Consider the following 17,731-nt stretch of genomic DNA (forward strand, 5'->3'; position numbering starts at 1 on the left):
GACATCCCATGAGCCTGAACCAGGTCCCTGCGGGCAAAGAGCTGCCTGAAGATATTTATGTGGTGATTGAGATCCCAGCTAACGCCGATCCTATCAAGTATGAAGTCGATAAAGACAGCGGCGCCGTTTTCGTTGACCGTTTCATGGCAACGCCTATGTTCTACCCATGTAACTATGGCTATGTGAACCACACCTTGTCGTTGGACGGTGACCCTGTCGACGTGCTGGTACCCACTCCCTTCCCATTGGTACCAGGCTCAGTGATCCGCTGCCGCCCTGTTGGCGTGCTAAAAATGACCGACGAGTCGGGCGAAGATGCGAAAGTGATCGCCGTACCGCACAGCAAGTTAACCAAAGAGTACGATCACGTGAAAGACGTGAACGATCTGCCTGAGCTGCTAAAAGCCCAAATCACGCACTTCTTCGAGCGCTATAAAGAGCTAGAAGCAGGCAAGTGGGTGAAAGTGGATGGCTGGGAAGATGCCCAGGCGGCAAAAGACGAAATCCTGTCATCATTTGAGCGCGCAAAGCAGTAATCCTCCGCGTCAATGACACATAAGCCCGCGAGCCTTCGCGGGCTTTTTTCCTCTATTTGATCTCAAACTGATAGAGCAAATCCACCGCTTGATCCACCCCAGAGACCGCTTCGAGATAAAGGTCTTGCATCAATCGGTAGCGCACCGTAAACACCCCTATCGCATCGAAGATCCCCACACCGTATTTCACCTCTAGATCGGGCAGGATATAACCCGATACTTCTACTTTCTGCTCATCACCCGTGCCAGCGGTATCAAGAGTGAGATCTTCCACACCGAACGCTTGACCGATTTCGCCCACTAGCTTGCCACTTTGCGCTAAGCCTAAGCCAATCAGCATCGAGGTCATATTGGCATCACCGGCGCCGGCATCAAGCGCGCGGCCACGTAACAAATAAGACAGGGCGTTTGCCTGCGAGCCTGCCGGATCCATAAACACATCAGCAACCGGGTCATCGGCGGGCCCCGTTAAACGGATCCCTGCTGTGACATCCCCTTCGATGCGTTCAGGATTTCGAATCGCTTCCACCTGCAAATACGGCTGATCAGCGGGGCCATTGAATAAGATCTCACCCTTTTTAATCAGCAAGTCTTGGCCAAACGAGCGGTAAGTACCGTCCAGCAGGCTCACATTCCCCACAATTAAGGCACCTTGCTGATTGTTTTTGATGTTAAGCGCTCCTGCCAAACGCGATTTCAGTCCGAACGCCGCTAATTGCACATCTTGCCCCAGCTCCAGTCGCACATCAGTCTGTAAATTAAAGGGCACAGATTCACTTTGCTCAATATCCTCTGGCACATAGTTCTCTTTCAGCAGGACCGTATCATCCGAGACCGTGATCGCAGACTCGGGCAGATTCTCGACTTCAATCCGCCCCCAAGGCACACGAATATCGCCCCGAATAGTCATATCATGCGGCGTTGCCGATACCGTGAGGTCAGGTGCCACATCCAGCCGCACCATGGGCGGCACGTTGACGCGTAAGGTATCCCCCGCCACGTTTAAGCCAAAGCGCCAGTCGTCCATGCTGGGCCATTGCCCATCGCCGTTAAGTGCCAGCACACCATCCGGCGTCACTAGCTCGCCTTCTACCTTGCCTTGCTTACCATCCACCGTGAGTGCTAACCGCCCATCGTTCACATCGACAGGTGAAGCCAAGCCTTTGACTCGTAACGCGTCAATCGTCAGCCCGCCGTACACATTCGGCAAGGTCAGCGGCCCCTCCATCCGCAAGTTAGCGTTCACTTCACCATTAATATCTGCTTGCTGATCGCTACCCAGCAAAGGTTCGAGTGTCGCGAGTTGAACGTCATTGACCGTCACCTCCCCCAATAAGGCGCGACTTGGCGCCAACAGATCGGTCAAGGTAAAGGCCGAGGCTAGGGTGCCTCCTTCGGACAATGTCAGCGCCATCGCGCCTTGCAATTTATCCTGATGCCAACGCGCATTGAGATTGGCATGCTGCCAGCCAATCACCAGTGGTGTGTCGGCCTGCTGGCGCACATCACCATCCGCGATATCAATCGAGGCTTGCACATCCGGCGAGGCGTCAGGCTGCCAGCGTGCATGAACCGCGGCATTGGCACGTGTATCAAGTTGCCATTCCGGCGGTAAGAAGGCAGCGATTTGCGCGGCTTCAAAGCCTTCAATCTTGGCAACCACCTCCCCTTGCGCGCCGATTGTCGCCGGTTGCGATAAGCACAAAGAGGTCGATTGCCACTGCCAACAATGCTCGCCAACCTCAGTTTGCATATCGGCGAAACGGAGCGTAATCGGTGCTGCACTTTGCTGCACGATGTCGCCAAGATCTTCCACGCTCACCGATGTATCGAGTAACTTTCCTTGCCAGCCTGTGTCTCGCGACAATGCACCTTCAATGCGCAGCCCGCCAGAAGCTGGAGCACCTTGCCAGCGCAAATCCAGCTGATGGGCGGCTTCATCACCGCGCACGGTTAAATCGAGGTTATCTAAACGCACGGTTTGATAGCGCCCGCCCAATACCGATACCGTCAGATCACCACCCAAGCGGTCTTTCACGGCAAGATTGCCGTCTACCGTTAGCTGATTAATGCGCACATCTTGCCAACGCAGCTGCTTAGCATGGAGTGCCAACTTTGCGGTTGGCTGTGCAAACGGCCCGCTCAGTCGCGCATCTCCGCGGATCACACCAGTGAGCATGGGCAAGGATTGCGACAAATCAGCAATATCGACCGATAGCCCCATTTGCCACTCATCACGCACTTGCCCTTGCGCCGTCACTTGGTTGGGACCGTGTGACAGCGTCAACCCCGGTGTTGACACGCTCGGCTGACCATCGCCATCACGATCATGCGCATTGAGCGCGCCCGCGACCGCTAGCGGCAGTTTTTGCAACTCGCCATGCACCACCAACGTGGGCACCGACACATCCCAGCCGCCTTGGGCGGTTAAGCGGCCACGGTGGCTGATTGCACCGGTTAAATCTCCCGTCACCTCTGGCCATTGCTGCTGAGGTTGAATGTTGGCAAAGCCTAACTCAGCTTGCCAAAAAGGCACGCTGGACCAATCTACGCTGGCACGGCCAGCCACCTTGCCCCCGAGCGTGTTGGCCTCCAGCTGCGAGAGGGTCAGCGCCGTCAGGCTGCCTTGGCCGGCAAGATTCAGCTGAGTGGTTGGCACGTCAGGGCCACCGACACCGGTTTGTAAGCCGAGCTGATAGTCAGACAAATCCCCTTCGGCGTGAAATTGTAGCTCGCGTAATGCCGCGATCGCTTCCCCCGTCAGCGGCCACGTCAATGCCTCGCTACCCAATTGCACCGCAAAAGGTAAGTTCGCCGCCAGCAGGTTTGCCTCTCCTTCCAGTGTCGCCGTCACCGGACCGCGCGCATTCGCGCTTAGCTCAAGCGCGGCCAGGCTTCCTGAAGCCGACAGTGATAAGGCTTGGCCTTGAAGCGGGGCGAGATGAGTGGTCAACTGGGTTTGCAAGGTCAGTGGGTACTCACCCTCGAGTGCAATATCACCCGCAAGGCTTGCCGTGCCTTGGGGAGCAGCCACCGAGAAGCTATCAATGGTTACCGCACTGCCTCGAACGCTACCCGCCAAGGATAACGCTGAGAGGGTTTGTACTGTGCCCGCTTCAATCCGCGTATCTTGCAGACGAAGCTGCTCCACCTCGATAGCCAGCGGCAGCGCCACCGTGGGTAACTCCAAGCCTGGGTAATGCCATGGCGTGCTTGCCACCGCGCTATCCGGTTTGCCGACCGCTTGGTCGGTATTTTGTTGAGGCTCGGTGTTGCTCGGCAGACTCACCACCAACTGCTGCCAATCGGTCGGCGATACAGTTAACGTATCACCCACAAAATGCACGCCACCTTGCAGTTGGTGCCAACTCACCGACTGTCCAGCGACCTGAATCGCCACCTCGTTAAAAGCAAAGGCATTGACATGAATAGGCAACGGCGCGTGGATAACCGACGTGGATACGTCTTCCGACGATGTATCCTCCTTATTCGCGGGCAAATCAATATCGAGCGTGACCCCTTCGACGGCCAATTGGTCAATACAAAGCTCAGGCGTCAGTAAGCACTTACCTTCAATAACAAGATTCAGCTGTTTGGCGTTCAGTTGCAGCTGCGCATCCTTATAGCGCACCCCTTGCAGCATAAAGCCGGTCAGCAGGCTGCCTTCGGCCTCATCGACCGATAAAGCTGGCAAGGCTTTTTGCGCGCCCCACAGGCCCACTTGCAGACCCACCGGAGTAAAAAGTGCGGCCGCCACCAGCCCCACCAATGAAAAAAGAGCAATTAACGCAATAAACGTTAGCCTGACGAACCAGCGACTCATAACTCAGGCCCCAAGGTAAGGTGTACACGAAAATCATCATCGTCATTATCAAAGCCATGGGCGACATCAAGACGAATCGGGCCGACCGGCGATGACCAGCGAATACCGGTACCGGCCGCACGCTTCCACGATAAATGACTGGTCCACGCATCACCGCCATCGGTAAATAACGCCCACCACCAGTTGCCGCCGAGGCGATATTGATACTCTAACGTACCGGTTAACATATAGCGCGCGCCACTGAGCTGACCGCTATCGTCACGCGGGGAAACAGTTTCGTAGGCATAGCCACGAATGCTGTTGTCGCCCCCGGCAAAAAAACGCAACGATGGTGGCGCTTCACTAAATTCTTCAGAAATCAAAGCACCACCATCAACGCGTAATAAGCCGCGATGGTTTTTGTTCAGACTACGAATCCACGCACTCCGCCCTTGTAAGCGCACCAAGCTGATGTCGGACAGCCAAACCAGATCAGCCGCTTCCAATGTAATAGATTGTTTGTCTCCCCAATGCGGCATTAATCCACCGCGAGCGCGGGTGCGAGTGAAATTGATCCCAGGCAGCACCACGCTAACGATGTCTTCATCTTGCCCTTGGGTGTAGTTTTCATATAGCCAGCGCAATGAGACACTGCGTTGCCAGCCGGTATCATACAGCCAATGGCGAGAGACAGAGGTGGACACCTCTAGGCTGGAGGTATCGCGTTGATCGGTATTTTGTAACCCTAACTGCACTTGATAATACTCGCGAGAAACATCCTCCAAGGGGACTTTGTAGGTCGAGGTTAGCGTCTGTTCGGGCTCAGAAATCGCCAGTGATGTGTTGATACTGTGGCCGCGTGAGTTATACCAAGGCTTTCGCCAGTTAAACTTGAACCGCGGACCAATGTCGGTGGAGTACCCAATTCCGGTTTCAAACTTGTTGCGTGCTTCAGGGGTGAGCGTCACCTTGATCGGCACTTCGTTGTCATCGGCTTCTTCCATGTCCGCTTGCACCAAGGCACTGGCGAACCAACCGGTATTCGCGAGAGCTTGGTTAAACTCGCCCAATACCGACACGCGATACGGCTCGCCCGGAGAAAAATCACGTAAAGTGTCGAGACGCTGCAACTGAATTTGCGCACCTTGGTAGCGAATCGCACCAAAGTGATAGCGCTTACCACTGGCAAAGTGAAGCCGAATAAAGGCCTGCTGACGATCAGGGGCAACCTCTAATCGCGTTTGCGTAAAGCGACCATCAAAATATCCCTTTTTCACTGCCAAACTTTGAATCTGGCTTTTTAGCGTCTCGTAATCACTGTGATTGAGCCTCGCGCCCGGCTGAGGCCCTTGGGCGATGAGAGCATGAAAGTCATCATCCATATTAGCTTCGCCATTGAACACCACATCCACTTGTGCCAAGCGAACGGGTTTACCTGGGTCAACCTTGACCTCCAGCGTGGCGTCTTCATCCATTCGCGTGGTGATCTTAGGTTGATAAAAACCCACCGCTTGCAGCGCTTTGCGCACATCTTTTTCGACCCGGGCTATAAATCGGTAGGAGCCATCCCGTTCTTCTGGGGCAATCGCCGCGAGATAGGTCTCGACGTTGTCTTGTGCAATGCCGTCTAGCCCTTCAATATCAATGTCGACATCCGCACGAGCAACGCTAGCCATCAAGCTGATAGCGATCGCGAATAGCGGGAGTAGCCGTATATTCATACAGTGAGATCCATTACCCGGGTGTCGCCCGGCTAAATTGATGATATCTTGCCATATTACGTGTTGAGCGGGGATGGATGCCAGTACCATGTTGATAACAAGGTGCGGGAGCTATGCCTGAACGCCAACCATTAACGCGCAAAGCAGCACGCGTTGCGCTTTTCCATCACAGCAGTCAAAGGATGCCTATGTCGATGCAATCTTCCTTTACCCAACCTGACAATGCGATAGCCGATCGCACCGATCCTATTATTCCAACCGAACCGCACGCGGTATTTAATCAGCCTATCACGGCCACGCCAGCGGCCGGTCAAAAACAGGTTATTTTTGGTATGGGCTGTTTTTGGGGGGCCGAGCGAAAGTGGTGGCAACAGCCAGGGGTAGTCATGACATCAGTCGGATACAGTGGCGGCGTCACCCAGCATCCGCGTTATCAAGACGTGTGCACAGGGCAAACCGGCCATGCCGAAGTCGTTAACGTGATTTTTGACCCGTCAGTGGTGAGTTTAGACACCCTACTTGCAGTGTTCTGGGAAAACCACGATCCGACCCAAGGCATGCGTCAAGGCAACGACGTCGGCCCGCAATATCGTTCCGCAATTTACTATTGCGATCCAGCGGACCAAGCCAGCGTCGAGGCGAGCCTAGCGACCTATCAGGCGGCATTGAGAGAGGCGGGTAAGCCAGATGCGGTGACCACTGAGATCGCACCCGCTGGCGCGTACTATTTCGCGGAAACTGACCACCAGCAGTACTTGCACAAAAATCCGCAAGGCTACTGCGGCTTAGGTGGCACAGGTGTTTGTTTCCCCCCGCAGTAAACCATTGGTGCTCAGCCATTCATCATCAACCATGGCTGAAGGGTGAGGCATAAAAAAACACGTCCGGTTGGACGTGTTTTTTCAGTGTGGCGATGTTTATGCGGTAATGGCCATGGCTTTAATTTCTTTATTCACCTCGGTCATTACCGATAACGCTCGTTTGTCACTGTGTCCCGGCGGCAGCAAACGGCCACCATCAAACTCAAACGCGCCTACACCTTCGATATAGAGTCGGCCCTTAAAAAATCGTTTCACATACCGCGCAATCTGGGTTGGTCGATATTGACGAAAGATGCGAAGCATAAGGATCCCTTTCTTTTTTCTCAACAAAGTCTGATTAACAGACCGAAACGGTAACCCGATTCATTCACTGTTCACAGCAAATATGAGCTACCACCATGGAGAGCAGAAGATTATCTAACCATCTCCGCGTACAAAGCTAAGCAAGCAAAGTGCCACCTTGCCAAGGTGACCAACACAGTGTTAGAGGCAACACAACACCAAAAGTTCCCTCGTTTGATCGATGACGAGCCAACGCTTTTTAAGATCACCGGATAAAATTCCGATCTTGCGCACGGATTCACCTTAGATACTTGGCACAAATCACCGTCTGGCGTAACCATAGATAACTTGGCACCTGATGCCAAATAGTGACCACAAACATGGATGATTAATAATGAAAAAAACCACCCTACTTGCTCTCGTCTTTGCGTTATTCTCTGGCACCAGTATGGCGCACACGATCCAAAATGGTGCACCTTTACCTTCAGCCAAGGTCGCCGAGCATGGCGAATTGACCCTCAATGGCGACGATATCGTCTATCAAGACTGGCAAACCGAGCAATTGCCAGGCAAGGTGCGCGTGATCCAAGCTATCGCCGGACGCAGCAGTGCCAAGGAAATGAACGCGCCGTTAATGGAAGCCATCACAGCCGCAGACTTTGATGACGCTCGCTACCAAACCACCACCATCATTAACCAAGATGATGCCATGTGGGGCACCGGTGGCTTTGTGAAATCATCAGCCGAAGACAGTAAACGCGAGTTTAGTTGGTCTTCTATCGTGCTCGACGAAAACGGCAGTGTTGCCGAAGCGTGGCGCCTAAAAGAAGAAAGCTCGTTAATTGCTGTATTGGATGACAAAGGCTCAGTACGTTTTGTCAAAGAAGGCAAATTAAGTGCCGATGAAGTGAATCAAGTCGTCAGCTTAGTCACCCAACTGGTCAACCAATAACAACCGCGCGCGGGGACAGCCCGCGCTGCCATTCAATACTTGGCGTTGATGATGATAATTGTTATGTTATCACATTACTTATATGGCGCGGAAGTTGGTATGTTTCGGCGATTGATCGTCCATCTGCTGTTTGTTTTGCTGCTCAGCCAAGCTGGGCTGTGGGGGCATCATCACCTCGATACTTTCACTCCAACGCATCACAGTGAGCACTGCAGCGCCTGCCACTTGGTGCCACCCGCCCTCTTAGCTTATGCTGTCACAGCACCTGCGCCCACCTATGTGGTCAACGCAATTATTACCCTTTCTAAGCCACCACGTGCTTACCACATCGCCATCGCCTTTTCGGCGCGCGACCCACCTAGTTGGATAAATACCGCAATCAGTTAACCCATTTATTCACTAGGAGAACCCAATGAAAACCCGTTTTTTACCCAATGTTATCGCCATGGCCATCGCAACCGCGTCCACAGCCACGCTTGCTGACGAAGCCAACTATCAGTCGTTCGATGCCCATGTGCACGGTGAAGTCACCGCAAGCCTTGCCCAAGACGGTGAGCGTGTGCTGATTGAACTGACCGCACCCGGCCATGATGTGGTTGGGTTTGAGCACCACCCGAAAAATGCCGCCGACCAGCAAACACTTGAAGATGCTTATGCACTGCTGCGTGATGGTGGGAAACGCTTCCAGCTAGCCAAAGAGGCAAATTGCCAGCTCGCCGAGGCCAAAGTCACCAGCAGTTTTAGCGACTACGATGAGCATCACGGCCACGATGAGCATCACGGCCACGATGAGCACCATGACCACGACGAGCACCACGGCCACGATGAGCAACATGACCACGACGAGCACCACGGCCACGATGAGCACCACGGCCACGATGAGCACCACGGCCACGACGAGCACCACGGCCACGATGAGCACCACGGCCACGATGAGCACCACGGCCACGATGAGCACCATGACGACGACGAGCACCACGGCCACGATGAGCACCATGACCACGACGAGCACCACGGCCACGATGAGCATCATGGGCATGATCACGGTAACCACAACACCTTATCAGCAAACTACCAATTCGTTTGCCAAAACCCGCAAGCCTTCACCGAATTGCAAACTGATTGGTTTAGCCTGTTCCCCAACACAGAAACCATCAAAATTCAGGCCTTTACTGATGATAAGGTCTGGGTAGACACCTTGAATCGTGCCAAGTCGCACATCCAGTGGTAGTGAACAAGGAGGCGGGGCGCGTTAAGCGCCCCTGTCAGGCATGATAACCATCGAACAACTGCGTTTTACGTGGCCAGATCAGCCGCAACCGATCTTAGATATCGACACCTTTGCGATCGATGATGGCGAGCATGTATTTTTAAAAGGTCCCAGTGGCAGCGGGAAATCCACCCTGCTGAGCCTGATTGCAGGCATTCATACCCCACAATCGGGAACACTGACGGTCAATCATCAAGCGCTAACCGCACTGAATGATCGTCAACGGGATCAGTTCCGTGCTAACCACATTGGTTATATTTTTCAGCAATTTAATCTGCTGCCCTATTTATCGGTGATTGACAATGTCACCGTCCCGCTGCGCTTTTCTCACACGCGGCGTCAGGCACTCAGCCAGCCTGCACACCAAGAGGCCGCCTATTTACTCGATAAACTTGGTCTTCCCGCGCACTGTTACCATCAGCCAGTCACTGCACTGAGTATCGGCCAGCAACAGCGGGTCGCAGCGGCTCGCGCATTAATTGGGGCACCAGCATTGATTATCGCTGACGAGCCCACCTCTGCGCTCGACGCAGACACCCGAAATACCTTTATTCAATTACTTCAAGACCGATGCCGTGAAGCTAATAGCAGCTTATTGTTTGTCAGCCATGACAGCCAATTGGCGCCCTTGTTTGACCGCGATGTCTCGCTTCCCGCGCTTAATCGCGCCATACACCGCGAGGAGGCCAACCAATGATTTCACTACTAGGATTGGCAGGGCAAAGCCTCAAGAATCGCCGCGCCACCGCCCTGCTCTCTTTGCTGACTGTCACCATCGCCGTGGTGCTCTTACTCGGGGTGGAGAAGGTGCGCACCCAAGCTAAGGCCAGCTTTGCCAACACCATCTCCAATACCGATTTAATTGTCGGTGCCCGCTCCGGTCCCATTAATTTACTGCTCTACTCGGTGTTTCGTATTGGTAACGCCACCAACAATATCGGCTGGGACAGTTACCAGCGCCTTCGTGAGCACTCGGATGTGAATTGGACCATTCCCATTTCACTGGGCGATTCTCATCGCGGCTTTCGCGTGGTCGGCACCACCAATGATTACTTTGCTCATTATCAATATGGTCAAAAACAACCACTCGCCTTTCGCCAAGGCGGCCCGTTTTCCGGCTTATTTGATACCGTGATTGGCGCCCAAGTGGCGAAAGAGCTGGGATACAAGATGGGCGATAGTCTGATCATTGCCCATGGACTGGCCGACAAAGGCTTTAATCAGCATGACAATTTACCCTTTACGGTCACCGGGATCTTAGCGCCCACTGGCACCCCCGTCGACCGCAGTGTGCATGTGTCGCTTGAAGCCATCGAAGCGATTCATGTCGGCTGGGAAAGTGGCGCGCGACTCGGCCAAGGTCTCACCCAAGCGCAAGCGCAGCAACGCGAGCTACAACCGGAGCAGCTGACCGCAGTGATGGTGGGACTAAACAGCAAAATCAAAACCTTTGCCGTCCAGCGCTGGGTTAATACCTATCCACGCGAGCCACTCACCGCGATTATGCCCGGTATTGCCTTGCATGAACTCTGGGGTATGATGCGGGTTGGCGAGCAAGCACTGCTGGTGATCTCCGGATTTGTCGCCGTCGCCGGGCTTTTGGGCATGCTTTCAAGCCTACTTACCAGCCTGAATGAACGTCGGCGAGAAATGGCAATTTTACGTGCGATGGGCGCGCGTCCTTTGCATATTATTTTGCTTCTGGTCAGTGAGGCAGTCGCGATCACCGTCGCAGGGATCGTCTTTGGTGTGCTCCTGCTTTATGGCGGGCTGGCGCTGGCGCAGCCTTATATCCTCAGTGAGTTTGGCTTGTTCTTGCCACTCGACTGGCCGTCTTCTTATGAGCTATCACTGATGGCAGGTGTGTTAATCGCCGGTTTTATCGTGGGCTTGATCCCGGCCTGGCGGGCCTATCGACAGGCGCTCGCCGATGGCATGACAATTAAGGTGTAACAGATGAAAAAACGGATAACGCTCGGTCTTATCGCTTTACTCAGTGGCCTGTTAAGCTCACTGGCGTGGGCAAGCAGTGAGCCACTCACGCTAGATTGGATTGATTTGGTCCCCGAGCACGAACGCGCCCAATTTGATAGCCGCGGGATGCCGGAAATCAGCCACGACAGTGAGAATCCACAAAGTCTTGTTGGCTCAGTTCGCCCGGAGCTCAACAACAGCCAGGTCAAAATCCCTGGCTTTGTGATCCCTCTAGAAGGCGACGATAAAGTGGTGACGGAATTCCTATTGGTGCCCTTTCTTGGTGCCTGTATCCATGTCCCACCACCGCCACCTAATCAGATTGTTTATGTAAAGTTTGCCGGCGGCGCGCCGATTCAACAACTATGGGATGTGGTGTATGTCGAGGGCACGCTGAAAACCGAGCATGTCAGTCATGACTTGGCAGAAGTGGGATATGTGCTACAAGGCACCGAATTAACTGACTACGACGACGGATAAGTCCCTATCAATCAGTGAGCCCGATCGGCGCACCCGATGTTGTCAGACAATATAATGAGACAAGATCGCCAGTGCGCCAATATACACGGCAATCAACAGCAGATTGATGGGGTTGAGTTTTTGCTTGCGCACACGCATCCCTACACTTGATTGTTAACACTCATAATGTTAACAAATTTAATCTTTAATTAACATATTTGCCAGCATTAAATTTTGCTGACAATCAGTGTGAGACTCGCATGGCAGAGCAAGACAAACCCGTGGTCGTCGACGCCCATCCCGACAAACGGCAACATCAAGATCACAGTTACAAAGAAGACGCGGATCTGCGTGGCAGTAAAGGACGACTGAAAGCGATTGCCAGTGAGTACCACGTGGATGCGCGCCTGCAGGAGGTTGAGCAGGAAGATCTCGCTCACCGCAGTGCCAACCGCCAGCGTCATGTGATGCAAAAGCAGCAGGCCAATCTCGAAGCCATCATCGCTCTGACCTACGACCAGTGTCATAGCGAAACCGCTCAGACCCCAGACCCAGATTGGCTAGTGCGTTTTTTCGATTTAGCACGCAATATTCACGGCCATGCGATGCAGCAGTTGTGGGCGAAGATCCTCAAACAAGAAATGCTCCGCCCCGGCAGCACCTCAATTAAAGCACTGACCATTCTCGAGACCATGACCCAGCGCGAAGCGCAAGCACTGCAACGCGCCTGTGCATTGTCCAGCACCTTTGGTCAAGACAGCACCAAAAAGCTAGTCACCGGTTTTCGCCGCCGCCAAGGCTTGGTGCAATTGCTGCGCCCAGAGCCGCCTCATAAACTCTCGCTGGGTCACTATCAATTGTCTTACACCGACTTAATGCTGTTGATGGACTTGGGGCTGATCCTGCGCACTGAGCTCGAATCCGGCGTGATTGAAATGCAGCCAGCGATGCCGTTTAAACTGCAAGACACCCAATACATGCTCACCCCATTACACAAAGGGATGCGTCTTTATTATTACCGCTTTAGTCCTACCGGCCATGAGCTCGCGAAGCTGGTCGGTAAACGCGTGCATCCCGATTACCACCACGCCATTTGTGAGTTGCTCGCCGAAGGCTTTGAGATGCATAGCGATGTGGGTGATACGGTCAACACCCACGCTTAATCCGACGTGCGTAGCACCCCGCGCTCACGCAGTACGCAAAGGCAGGTCGCCACATGCTCAGCGACGCTGTGATCGCCGGTCAAATGGACCGCCGGCGTTTGCGGTGGCTCGTAATCGGACGATATGCCAGTAAACGCAGGGATCTCGCCGGCTCGTGCCTTTTTGTAAAGCCCTTTTGGATCGCGCTGCTCACACACTGCCAGCGGCGTATCGACAAAGACTTCGATAAACTGCCCCTCTGGCAAACACTCGCGCACCATCTCTCGCTCCGCACGAAACGGTGAGATAAAGGCACTCAAGACAATCAGGCCCGCATCGGTCATCAACTTGGCCACTTCACCAATCCGGCGAATATTCTCGCACCTGTCTTGATCGGAAAACCCCAGATCGCGACATAAGCCATGACGAATATTATCGCCATCCAGCAAATAGGTATGGTGCCCTTCGGCCACCAAGGCCGCCTCTAGCGCGCCCGCGATGGTCGATTTGCCCGAGCCAGACAAGCCGGTAAACCAAAGCACCACGGGTTGCTGCTGTTTTTGTTCGCTGCGCTGGGCTTGATCAACATGATGCTGATGCCAAATCACATTGGGATCCGTTGGCGCAGATACAGTGTCAGTCATGAAAGTCTCCGCAATTTCGTTGGCCACGCCATGATTAAGAGGCCACCGGCGTTAAAGGAAAAACAATCGGTAACAGGGTGAGCACCACCGCGGAATACACCACAGATAACGGTAATCCCAGACGCAAATAATCACGCAGCTGGTAATTGCCCACGCTGTATACCAATAAATTGGTTTGATACCCGTAAGGGGAAATAAAACTGGCACTGGCGCCAAACAGCACCGCCATCACAAAGGGCATGGGATCCACCCCATACCCTAGCGCCAAGCTATAGCCCAGCGGAAAAGCCAGCGCCGCCGCGGCATTGTTAGTGATAAGCTCGGTCAGCAACAAAGTCAGCAAGTACACCGCCACCAGTGCCCCTATCGCGCCACCTGCGGCAAATGTCGCCATAAACCAATCACTAAAGCGGGCTGAAAGCCCTGACGCCAACATCAGCTGTGCCAACGTGAGCGCCGCGCCAACAATCACCACCACTTCAACCGGAAATCGGCGTTGTAAATCGTGCAAGGAGATAATTCCGGTGACCAGCAACACCACCAAATAAGCGGCTAAGCCATTAAGCAGCGGAACCGGGGTCAGCAAGGCAGCGCCGATCACCGCGACAAATCCCGCCAATACCGCGACACTTTTACGCTCGGAAAGACGGGTACTGGCTTCCAAGCCATTAAAGAGCACGAATTCACGCCGCAACGCTTGGCTGTCTTGGCGAAAGGTTTTGCCCGGCACCAACACCAGCGTATCGCCGGCATGCAAAGGAATATTGCCCAGTCCCCCGTCGAGTTTTTCATGGCCGCGTCGAATGGCGACCACCACGGCATCAAAGGTCTCGCGAAAACGGGCGGCTTTGAGGGTTTTGCCACAAATACTGGCGCTGTGGCTCACCACCACCTCAATCAAATTTTGCCCATCAATGTGATGCTGGCCGAACAAGGTCAAGCCTGGGATCTCTTGTAACGTCGCGACACTTTCTACATCGCCAGCAAACTGCAACTTGTCACCGGCCAATAACGGCGTATCCGGACACACAGGCGCAATGACGCCGTCTTGACGATGAATTTCGGCCAAGTACAAACGGCGTAGTGCCCGCAAGCCATTGTCTGCCACACTGCGACCGCATAAGGGTGAGTCGGCGGCCAACCGTGCTTCAAGCACATACGGCAAGCTCTCTTCTTGTTCACCATCCTGGCGTGGCAACCGATAGCTAAACGGAATTAATACCAATAGCCCTGCCACCAATGCAGCAGCACCAATGACTGTTGGGGTGAAAAAGCCCAAACTGGGTAAACCCGCCCGCTCAACAAAGCTGTTCACAATGAGATTGGTGGACGTGCCAATCAGCGTCAGGGTGCCGCCGAGAATGGCGCTGTATGACAATGGGATCAAAAGCTGCGAGGGCGAGTGACGTCGGTTACGCTTGATCGCGCCAATCATCGACACCACCACCGCTGTGTTATTGACCAGCGCCGATAGCAGCGCGCTCGATATGCCTAATTTGGCAATCACGGTGGGTAGCGCGCCGTGCGACGCCTGTCGGGCGACCCAGCTGGTCAGATGGGTTTTCTCCAACGCACAAGAAACCAAAATCAGCAATACCAAGGTCAGCAGTGATGGCGCGGTAAAGTTCGCCGTCAGCGCTTCAACCGAGGTGAGCCCGGTTTGGAACGCCACAAACGCGGCCCCCGCAAACAAGAGTACAGGCTTTATGCGGGTGAGCACCAAGCCGGCGACAATCGCCACCAGCAAGGTGAGTACCGTGGTTTCCTGCCAACTCATCGTTTATCCCAGTTGACGCAGATCCCGCGCTTGCCAATGCGGAAAGTGCTTGCGGATCAGCTGGTTTAACTCAAGCTCAAACGCTGAGAACGACGAGGTGGTTTGCGGCTGCGTCTCCGCCACATGACGGATCATGCCCGCGCCGACCGTCACATTGGTGAGACGATCAATCAGGATAAAGCCACCGGTATTCGGGCTATCGTGATAGGTATCCAGCGGCACCGCTTCGCTCAGGGTCAGGGTGCAACGACCAATGCCATTGAGCGGCAAGGTGTCTGCGTCATGGGTGTTAAGCGTATTCACATCCACCCCATAGGACAGCGACTCAACCTGCGCCGAGGTTTTCTTGCTGGCCAACTTAATCTCGTATTCACGCCCCGGAGCCAGTGGGGTTTGCGTCATCCACACTACGTCGGCGTCAAATCGTTGCCCCACCGCCACGTCATCGTCCGCTCGCACCAAGAGATCGCCACGCGAAATATCAATTTCTCTATCCAAAGTGAGGGTAACCGCTTGACCGCTAAAGGCAAATTCACGATCACCGTCAAAGGTGACGATGCGCGCGACCTTCGCGGTAAGCCCAGAGGGGAGTACCTTAACCTCATCGCCCACATGCAACTCGCCACTGGCAAGGGTGCCCGCGTAACCGCGAAAGTTCAGATCTGGTCGATTGACATACTGCACCGGAAAACGGAATGCGCCCGTCCCGCGCGATTTTTCAATGTCGATGGCTTCTAGCTGGCTGAGCAGCGGCTCGCCTTGATACCACGCCATCGCGTCACTGGCATTGACCACATTGTCGCCTTCCAGTGCCGACAAGGGCACCATAGACACCGACAAGCCGGGGTTGAGCTGATCGGCAAACGCCAAATATTGCTCTTGGATTTCATTAAATCGGGCTTGGCTATATGCCACCAAATCCATCTTGTTCACCGCTACCACAAAATGCTGAATACCCAGCAAGTTAGCGATGTATGAATGGCGGCGGGTCTGATCTAAGATGCCGTGACGCGCGTCGATTAAGATCACCGCCACATCACAGGTCGACGCGCCGGTAGCCATATTACGGGTGTACTGCTCATGGCCGGGGGTATCGGCAATGATAAACTTACGTTTGGAGGTGGAGAAATACCGGTACGCCACATCAATGGTGATCCCCTGCTCACGCTCGGCTTGCAGGCCGTCTACCAGTAGCGCCAGATCGGGTTTCTCGCCCGTGGTGCCGACACGCTGGCTATCGGCATGGACCGCAGCCAGCTGATCTTCATAGATCTGCTGCGAGTCGTGCAGCAAACGGCCAATCAAAGTCGATTTACCGTCATCGACCGAGCCACAGGTCAAAAAGCGCAATAAACTTTTGTGTTGGTGCTGTTGCAAGTAAGCCTCAATACCCAGATCGGCCACCTGTTGTTGAATTGCTGGATTCATGACTGCTCCTTAGAAATAACCCTGACGCTTTTTGCGCTCCATGGACCCGGACTGATCGTGGTCAATCGCCCGCCCTTGACGCTCACTCGAGGTAGCGACCAACATCTCTTCGATGATCTCTGGCAAGGTATTGGCGTGTGACTCGACTGCCCCGGTCAATGGGTAGCAGCCCAGGGTGCGAAAACGCACCGATTTATGGGTCACGGTTTCGTCGGGTCCAATCGGCATCCGCGCATCATCCACCATGTACAAGGTGCCATCGCGCTCTACCACTGGGCGCTCGGCCGCTAAATAAAGCGGAACAATGTCGATATTTTCCAGATAGATGTATTGCCAGATATCGAGCTCAGTCCAGTTAGAGAGCGGAAACACGCGAATACTCTCGCCCGGATTCACTTGACCGTTATAGTTGCGCCACAGCTCTGGCCGTTGGTTCTTCGGATCCCAGCGATGGTTCTTATCACGGAACGAATAGACACGCTCTTTGGCGCGGGATTTTTCTTCGTCCCGACGCGCGCCGCCAAATGCCGCATCAAACTTATGCTGATCCAGCGCCTGCTTCAGCGCTTGGGTTTTCATGATATCGGTGTGCTTGTCGGAGCCGTGATCAAAAGGATTGATCCCCTGAGCCATCCCTTCTGGGTTTTTGTGCACAATCAGATCCAGCCCGAGCTCCTTGGCAGTACGATCGCGAAAGGCAATCATGTCGCGAAACTTCCAGTCGGTATCGACATGCAGCAGCGGAAACGGGATCTTCCCGGGGTAAAAAGCTTTGCGCGCCAAATGCAGCATCACTGACGAGTCTTTGCCAATCGAATACAGCATCACGGGGTTATCAAACTCCGCCGCGACTTCCCGCAGTATATGAATGCTCTCGGCTTCTAACTGCTGGAGGTGAGTGAGTGTTTTTGCATCCATCCTAA

16 protein-coding genes are annotated in these 17,731 nt (G+C 54.0%); 9 read left to right on the forward strand and 7 right to left on the reverse strand.

What is annotated here, in order from left to right; genetic code table 11:
• Positions 1–8: 8 nt before the first annotated feature.
• A complete protein-coding gene (gene ppa / locus BZG25_RS05680; protein WP_046074295.1) occupies positions 9–536 on the forward strand; it encodes an inorganic diphosphatase in 528 nt (175 codons plus the stop codon).
• Positions 537–588: 52 nt separating this feature from the next.
• Here the strand turns inward: ppa and BZG25_RS05685 are convergent, their stop codons facing one another.
• Positions 589–4,359: a translocation/assembly module TamB domain-containing protein gene (locus BZG25_RS05685; RefSeq protein ID WP_077638669.1), complete on the reverse strand. Its 3,771-nt coding sequence runs from the start codon at positions 4,357–4,359 to the stop codon at positions 589–591.
• Positions 4,356–6,059, reverse strand: a complete 1,704-nt coding sequence (locus BZG25_RS05690; RefSeq protein ID WP_241828655.1) for an autotransporter assembly complex family protein — start codon at positions 6,057–6,059, stop codon at positions 4,356–4,358. Before BZG25_RS05690 ends, BZG25_RS05685 begins: the two co-directional genes overlap by 4 nt.
• Before the next feature lie 188 nt (positions 6,060–6,247).
• On the opposite strand from BZG25_RS05690, the gene msrA reads away from it, so the two are divergent.
• Positions 6,248–6,880 carry a peptide-methionine (S)-S-oxide reductase MsrA gene (gene msrA, locus BZG25_RS05695; protein WP_369795695.1) on the forward strand — a complete coding sequence of 211 codons (633 nt, stop codon included), beginning with the start codon at positions 6,248–6,250 and terminating at the stop codon, positions 6,878–6,880.
• A 96-nt stretch (positions 6,881–6,976) separates the two neighbouring features.
• On the opposite strand, the gene BZG25_RS05700 is transcribed toward msrA, so the two are convergent.
• Entirely contained in the window at positions 6,977–7,183 is a 207-nt protein-coding gene (locus BZG25_RS05700) for a DUF1107 domain-containing protein (RefSeq protein ID WP_025673598.1), read from the reverse strand.
• 373 nt (positions 7,184–7,556) lie between these two features.
• On the opposite strand from BZG25_RS05700, the gene BZG25_RS05705 reads away from it, so the two are divergent.
• The 7 genes from BZG25_RS05705 (at position 7,557) to BZG25_RS05735 (ending at position 12,980) form a co-directional block, all read left to right on the forward strand.
• Positions 7,557–8,114, forward strand: a complete 558-nt coding sequence (locus tag BZG25_RS05705) for a YtfJ family protein (protein ID WP_046074298.1) — start codon at positions 7,557–7,559, stop codon at positions 8,112–8,114.
• Between the two features lie 63 nt (positions 8,115–8,177).
• The gene (locus tag BZG25_RS05710) at positions 8,178–8,501 is read left to right on the forward strand and encodes a hypothetical protein (protein WP_046074299.1); all 324 of its coding nucleotides are present in this window, start codon (positions 8,178–8,180) and stop codon (positions 8,499–8,501) included.
• Positions 8,502–8,526: 25 nt separating this feature from the next.
• Positions 8,527–9,345 carry a DUF2796 domain-containing protein gene (locus BZG25_RS05715; RefSeq protein WP_108744010.1) on the forward strand — a complete coding sequence of 273 codons (819 nt, stop codon included), beginning with the start codon at positions 8,527–8,529 and terminating at the stop codon, positions 9,343–9,345.
• Positions 9,346–9,385: 40 nt separating this feature from the next.
• A complete protein-coding gene (locus BZG25_RS05720; RefSeq protein ID WP_046074301.1) occupies positions 9,386–10,081 on the forward strand; it encodes an ABC transporter ATP-binding protein in 696 nt (231 codons plus the stop codon).
• Positions 10,078–11,337 (forward strand): ABC transporter permease, encoded by a 1,260-nt coding sequence (locus tag BZG25_RS05725; RefSeq protein ID WP_077606395.1) that lies wholly within the window; start codon positions 10,078–10,080, stop codon positions 11,335–11,337. The genes BZG25_RS05720 and BZG25_RS05725 overlap by 4 nt, the downstream gene beginning before the upstream one ends.
• A 3-nt stretch (positions 11,338–11,340) precedes the next feature.
• Positions 11,341–11,838 (forward strand): DUF3299 domain-containing protein, encoded by a 498-nt coding sequence (locus BZG25_RS05730; RefSeq protein ID WP_077606396.1) that lies wholly within the window; start codon positions 11,341–11,343, stop codon positions 11,836–11,838.
• 239 nt (positions 11,839–12,077) lie between these two features.
• Positions 12,078–12,980, forward strand: coding sequence for a TIGR03899 family protein (locus BZG25_RS05735; RefSeq protein ID WP_046074304.1), 903 nt, complete (start codon positions 12,078–12,080; stop codon positions 12,978–12,980).
• On the opposite strand, the gene cysC is transcribed toward BZG25_RS05735, so the two are convergent.
• The 4 genes from cysC to cysD are packed head-to-tail and all read right to left on the reverse strand — an operon-like array spanning position 12,977 to position 17,726.
• A complete protein-coding gene (gene cysC, locus BZG25_RS05740) occupies positions 12,977–13,603 on the reverse strand; it encodes an adenylyl-sulfate kinase (protein ID WP_077638670.1) in 627 nt (208 codons plus the stop codon). The genes BZG25_RS05735 and cysC overlap by 4 nt on opposite strands.
• A 34-nt stretch (positions 13,604–13,637) precedes the next feature.
• Positions 13,638–15,380: an SLC13 family permease gene (locus BZG25_RS05745; protein ID WP_077638671.1), complete on the reverse strand. Its 1,743-nt coding sequence runs from the start codon at positions 15,378–15,380 to the stop codon at positions 13,638–13,640.
• 3 nt (positions 15,381–15,383) lie between these two features.
• A complete protein-coding gene (gene cysN, locus BZG25_RS05750) occupies positions 15,384–16,808 on the reverse strand; it encodes a sulfate adenylyltransferase subunit CysN (RefSeq protein ID WP_077638672.1) in 1,425 nt (474 codons plus the stop codon).
• 9 nt (positions 16,809–16,817) lie between these two features.
• Entirely contained in the window at positions 16,818–17,726 is a 909-nt protein-coding gene (gene cysD, locus BZG25_RS05755) for a sulfate adenylyltransferase subunit CysD (protein WP_046074308.1), read from the reverse strand.
• Between the last annotated feature and the right edge of the window lie 5 nt (positions 17,727–17,731).

Source organism: Salinivibrio sp. ML198, from assembly GCF_001996015.1.
In the GTDB taxonomy this organism is placed as follows: Bacteria; Pseudomonadota; Gammaproteobacteria; order Enterobacterales; family Vibrionaceae; genus Salinivibrio; species Salinivibrio siamensis.

Bases quoted from the DNA above. Each gene is read 5' to 3' on its own strand.
- BZG25_RS05705 (WP_046074298.1), top strand. From the start codon at position 7,557: ATGAAAAAAACCACCCTACTTGCTCTCGTCTTTGCGTTATTCTCTGGC.
- BZG25_RS05725 (WP_077606395.1), top strand. From the start codon at position 10,078: ATGATTTCACTACTAGGATTGGCAGGGCAAAGCCTCAAGAATCGCCGC.
- BZG25_RS05715 (WP_108744010.1), top strand. From the start codon at position 8,527: ATGAAAACCCGTTTTTTACCCAATGTTATCGCCATGGCCATCGCAACC.
- BZG25_RS05690 (WP_241828655.1), bottom strand. From the start codon at position 6,059: ATGAATATACGGCTACTCCCGCTATTCGCGATCGCTATCAGCTTGATG.
- cysD (WP_046074308.1), bottom strand. From the start codon at position 17,726: ATGGATGCAAAAACACTCACTCACCTCCAGCAGTTAGAAGCCGAGAGC.
- cysC (WP_077638670.1), bottom strand. From the start codon at position 13,603: ATGACTGACACTGTATCTGCGCCAACGGATCCCAATGTGATTTGGCAT.
- ppa (WP_046074295.1), top strand. From the start codon at position 9: ATGAGCCTGAACCAGGTCCCTGCGGGCAAAGAGCTGCCTGAAGATATT.
- msrA (WP_369795695.1), top strand. From the start codon at position 6,248: ATGTCGATGCAATCTTCCTTTACCCAACCTGACAATGCGATAGCCGAT.
- BZG25_RS05720 (WP_046074301.1), top strand. From the start codon at position 9,386: ATGATAACCATCGAACAACTGCGTTTTACGTGGCCAGATCAGCCGCAA.
- cysN (WP_077638672.1), bottom strand. From the start codon at position 16,808: ATGAATCCAGCAATTCAACAACAGGTGGCCGATCTGGGTATTGAGGCT.
- BZG25_RS05710 (WP_046074299.1), top strand. From the start codon at position 8,178: ATGTTATCACATTACTTATATGGCGCGGAAGTTGGTATGTTTCGGCGA.
- BZG25_RS05730 (WP_077606396.1), top strand. From the start codon at position 11,341: ATGAAAAAACGGATAACGCTCGGTCTTATCGCTTTACTCAGTGGCCTG.
- BZG25_RS05685 (WP_077638669.1), bottom strand. From the start codon at position 4,359: ATGAGTCGCTGGTTCGTCAGGCTAACGTTTATTGCGTTAATTGCTCTT.
- BZG25_RS05700 (WP_025673598.1), bottom strand. From the start codon at position 7,183: ATGCTTCGCATCTTTCGTCAATATCGACCAACCCAGATTGCGCGGTAT.
- BZG25_RS05745 (WP_077638671.1), bottom strand. From the start codon at position 15,380: ATGAGTTGGCAGGAAACCACGGTACTCACCTTGCTGGTGGCGATTGTC.
- BZG25_RS05735 (WP_046074304.1), top strand. From the start codon at position 12,078: ATGGCAGAGCAAGACAAACCCGTGGTCGTCGACGCCCATCCCGACAAA.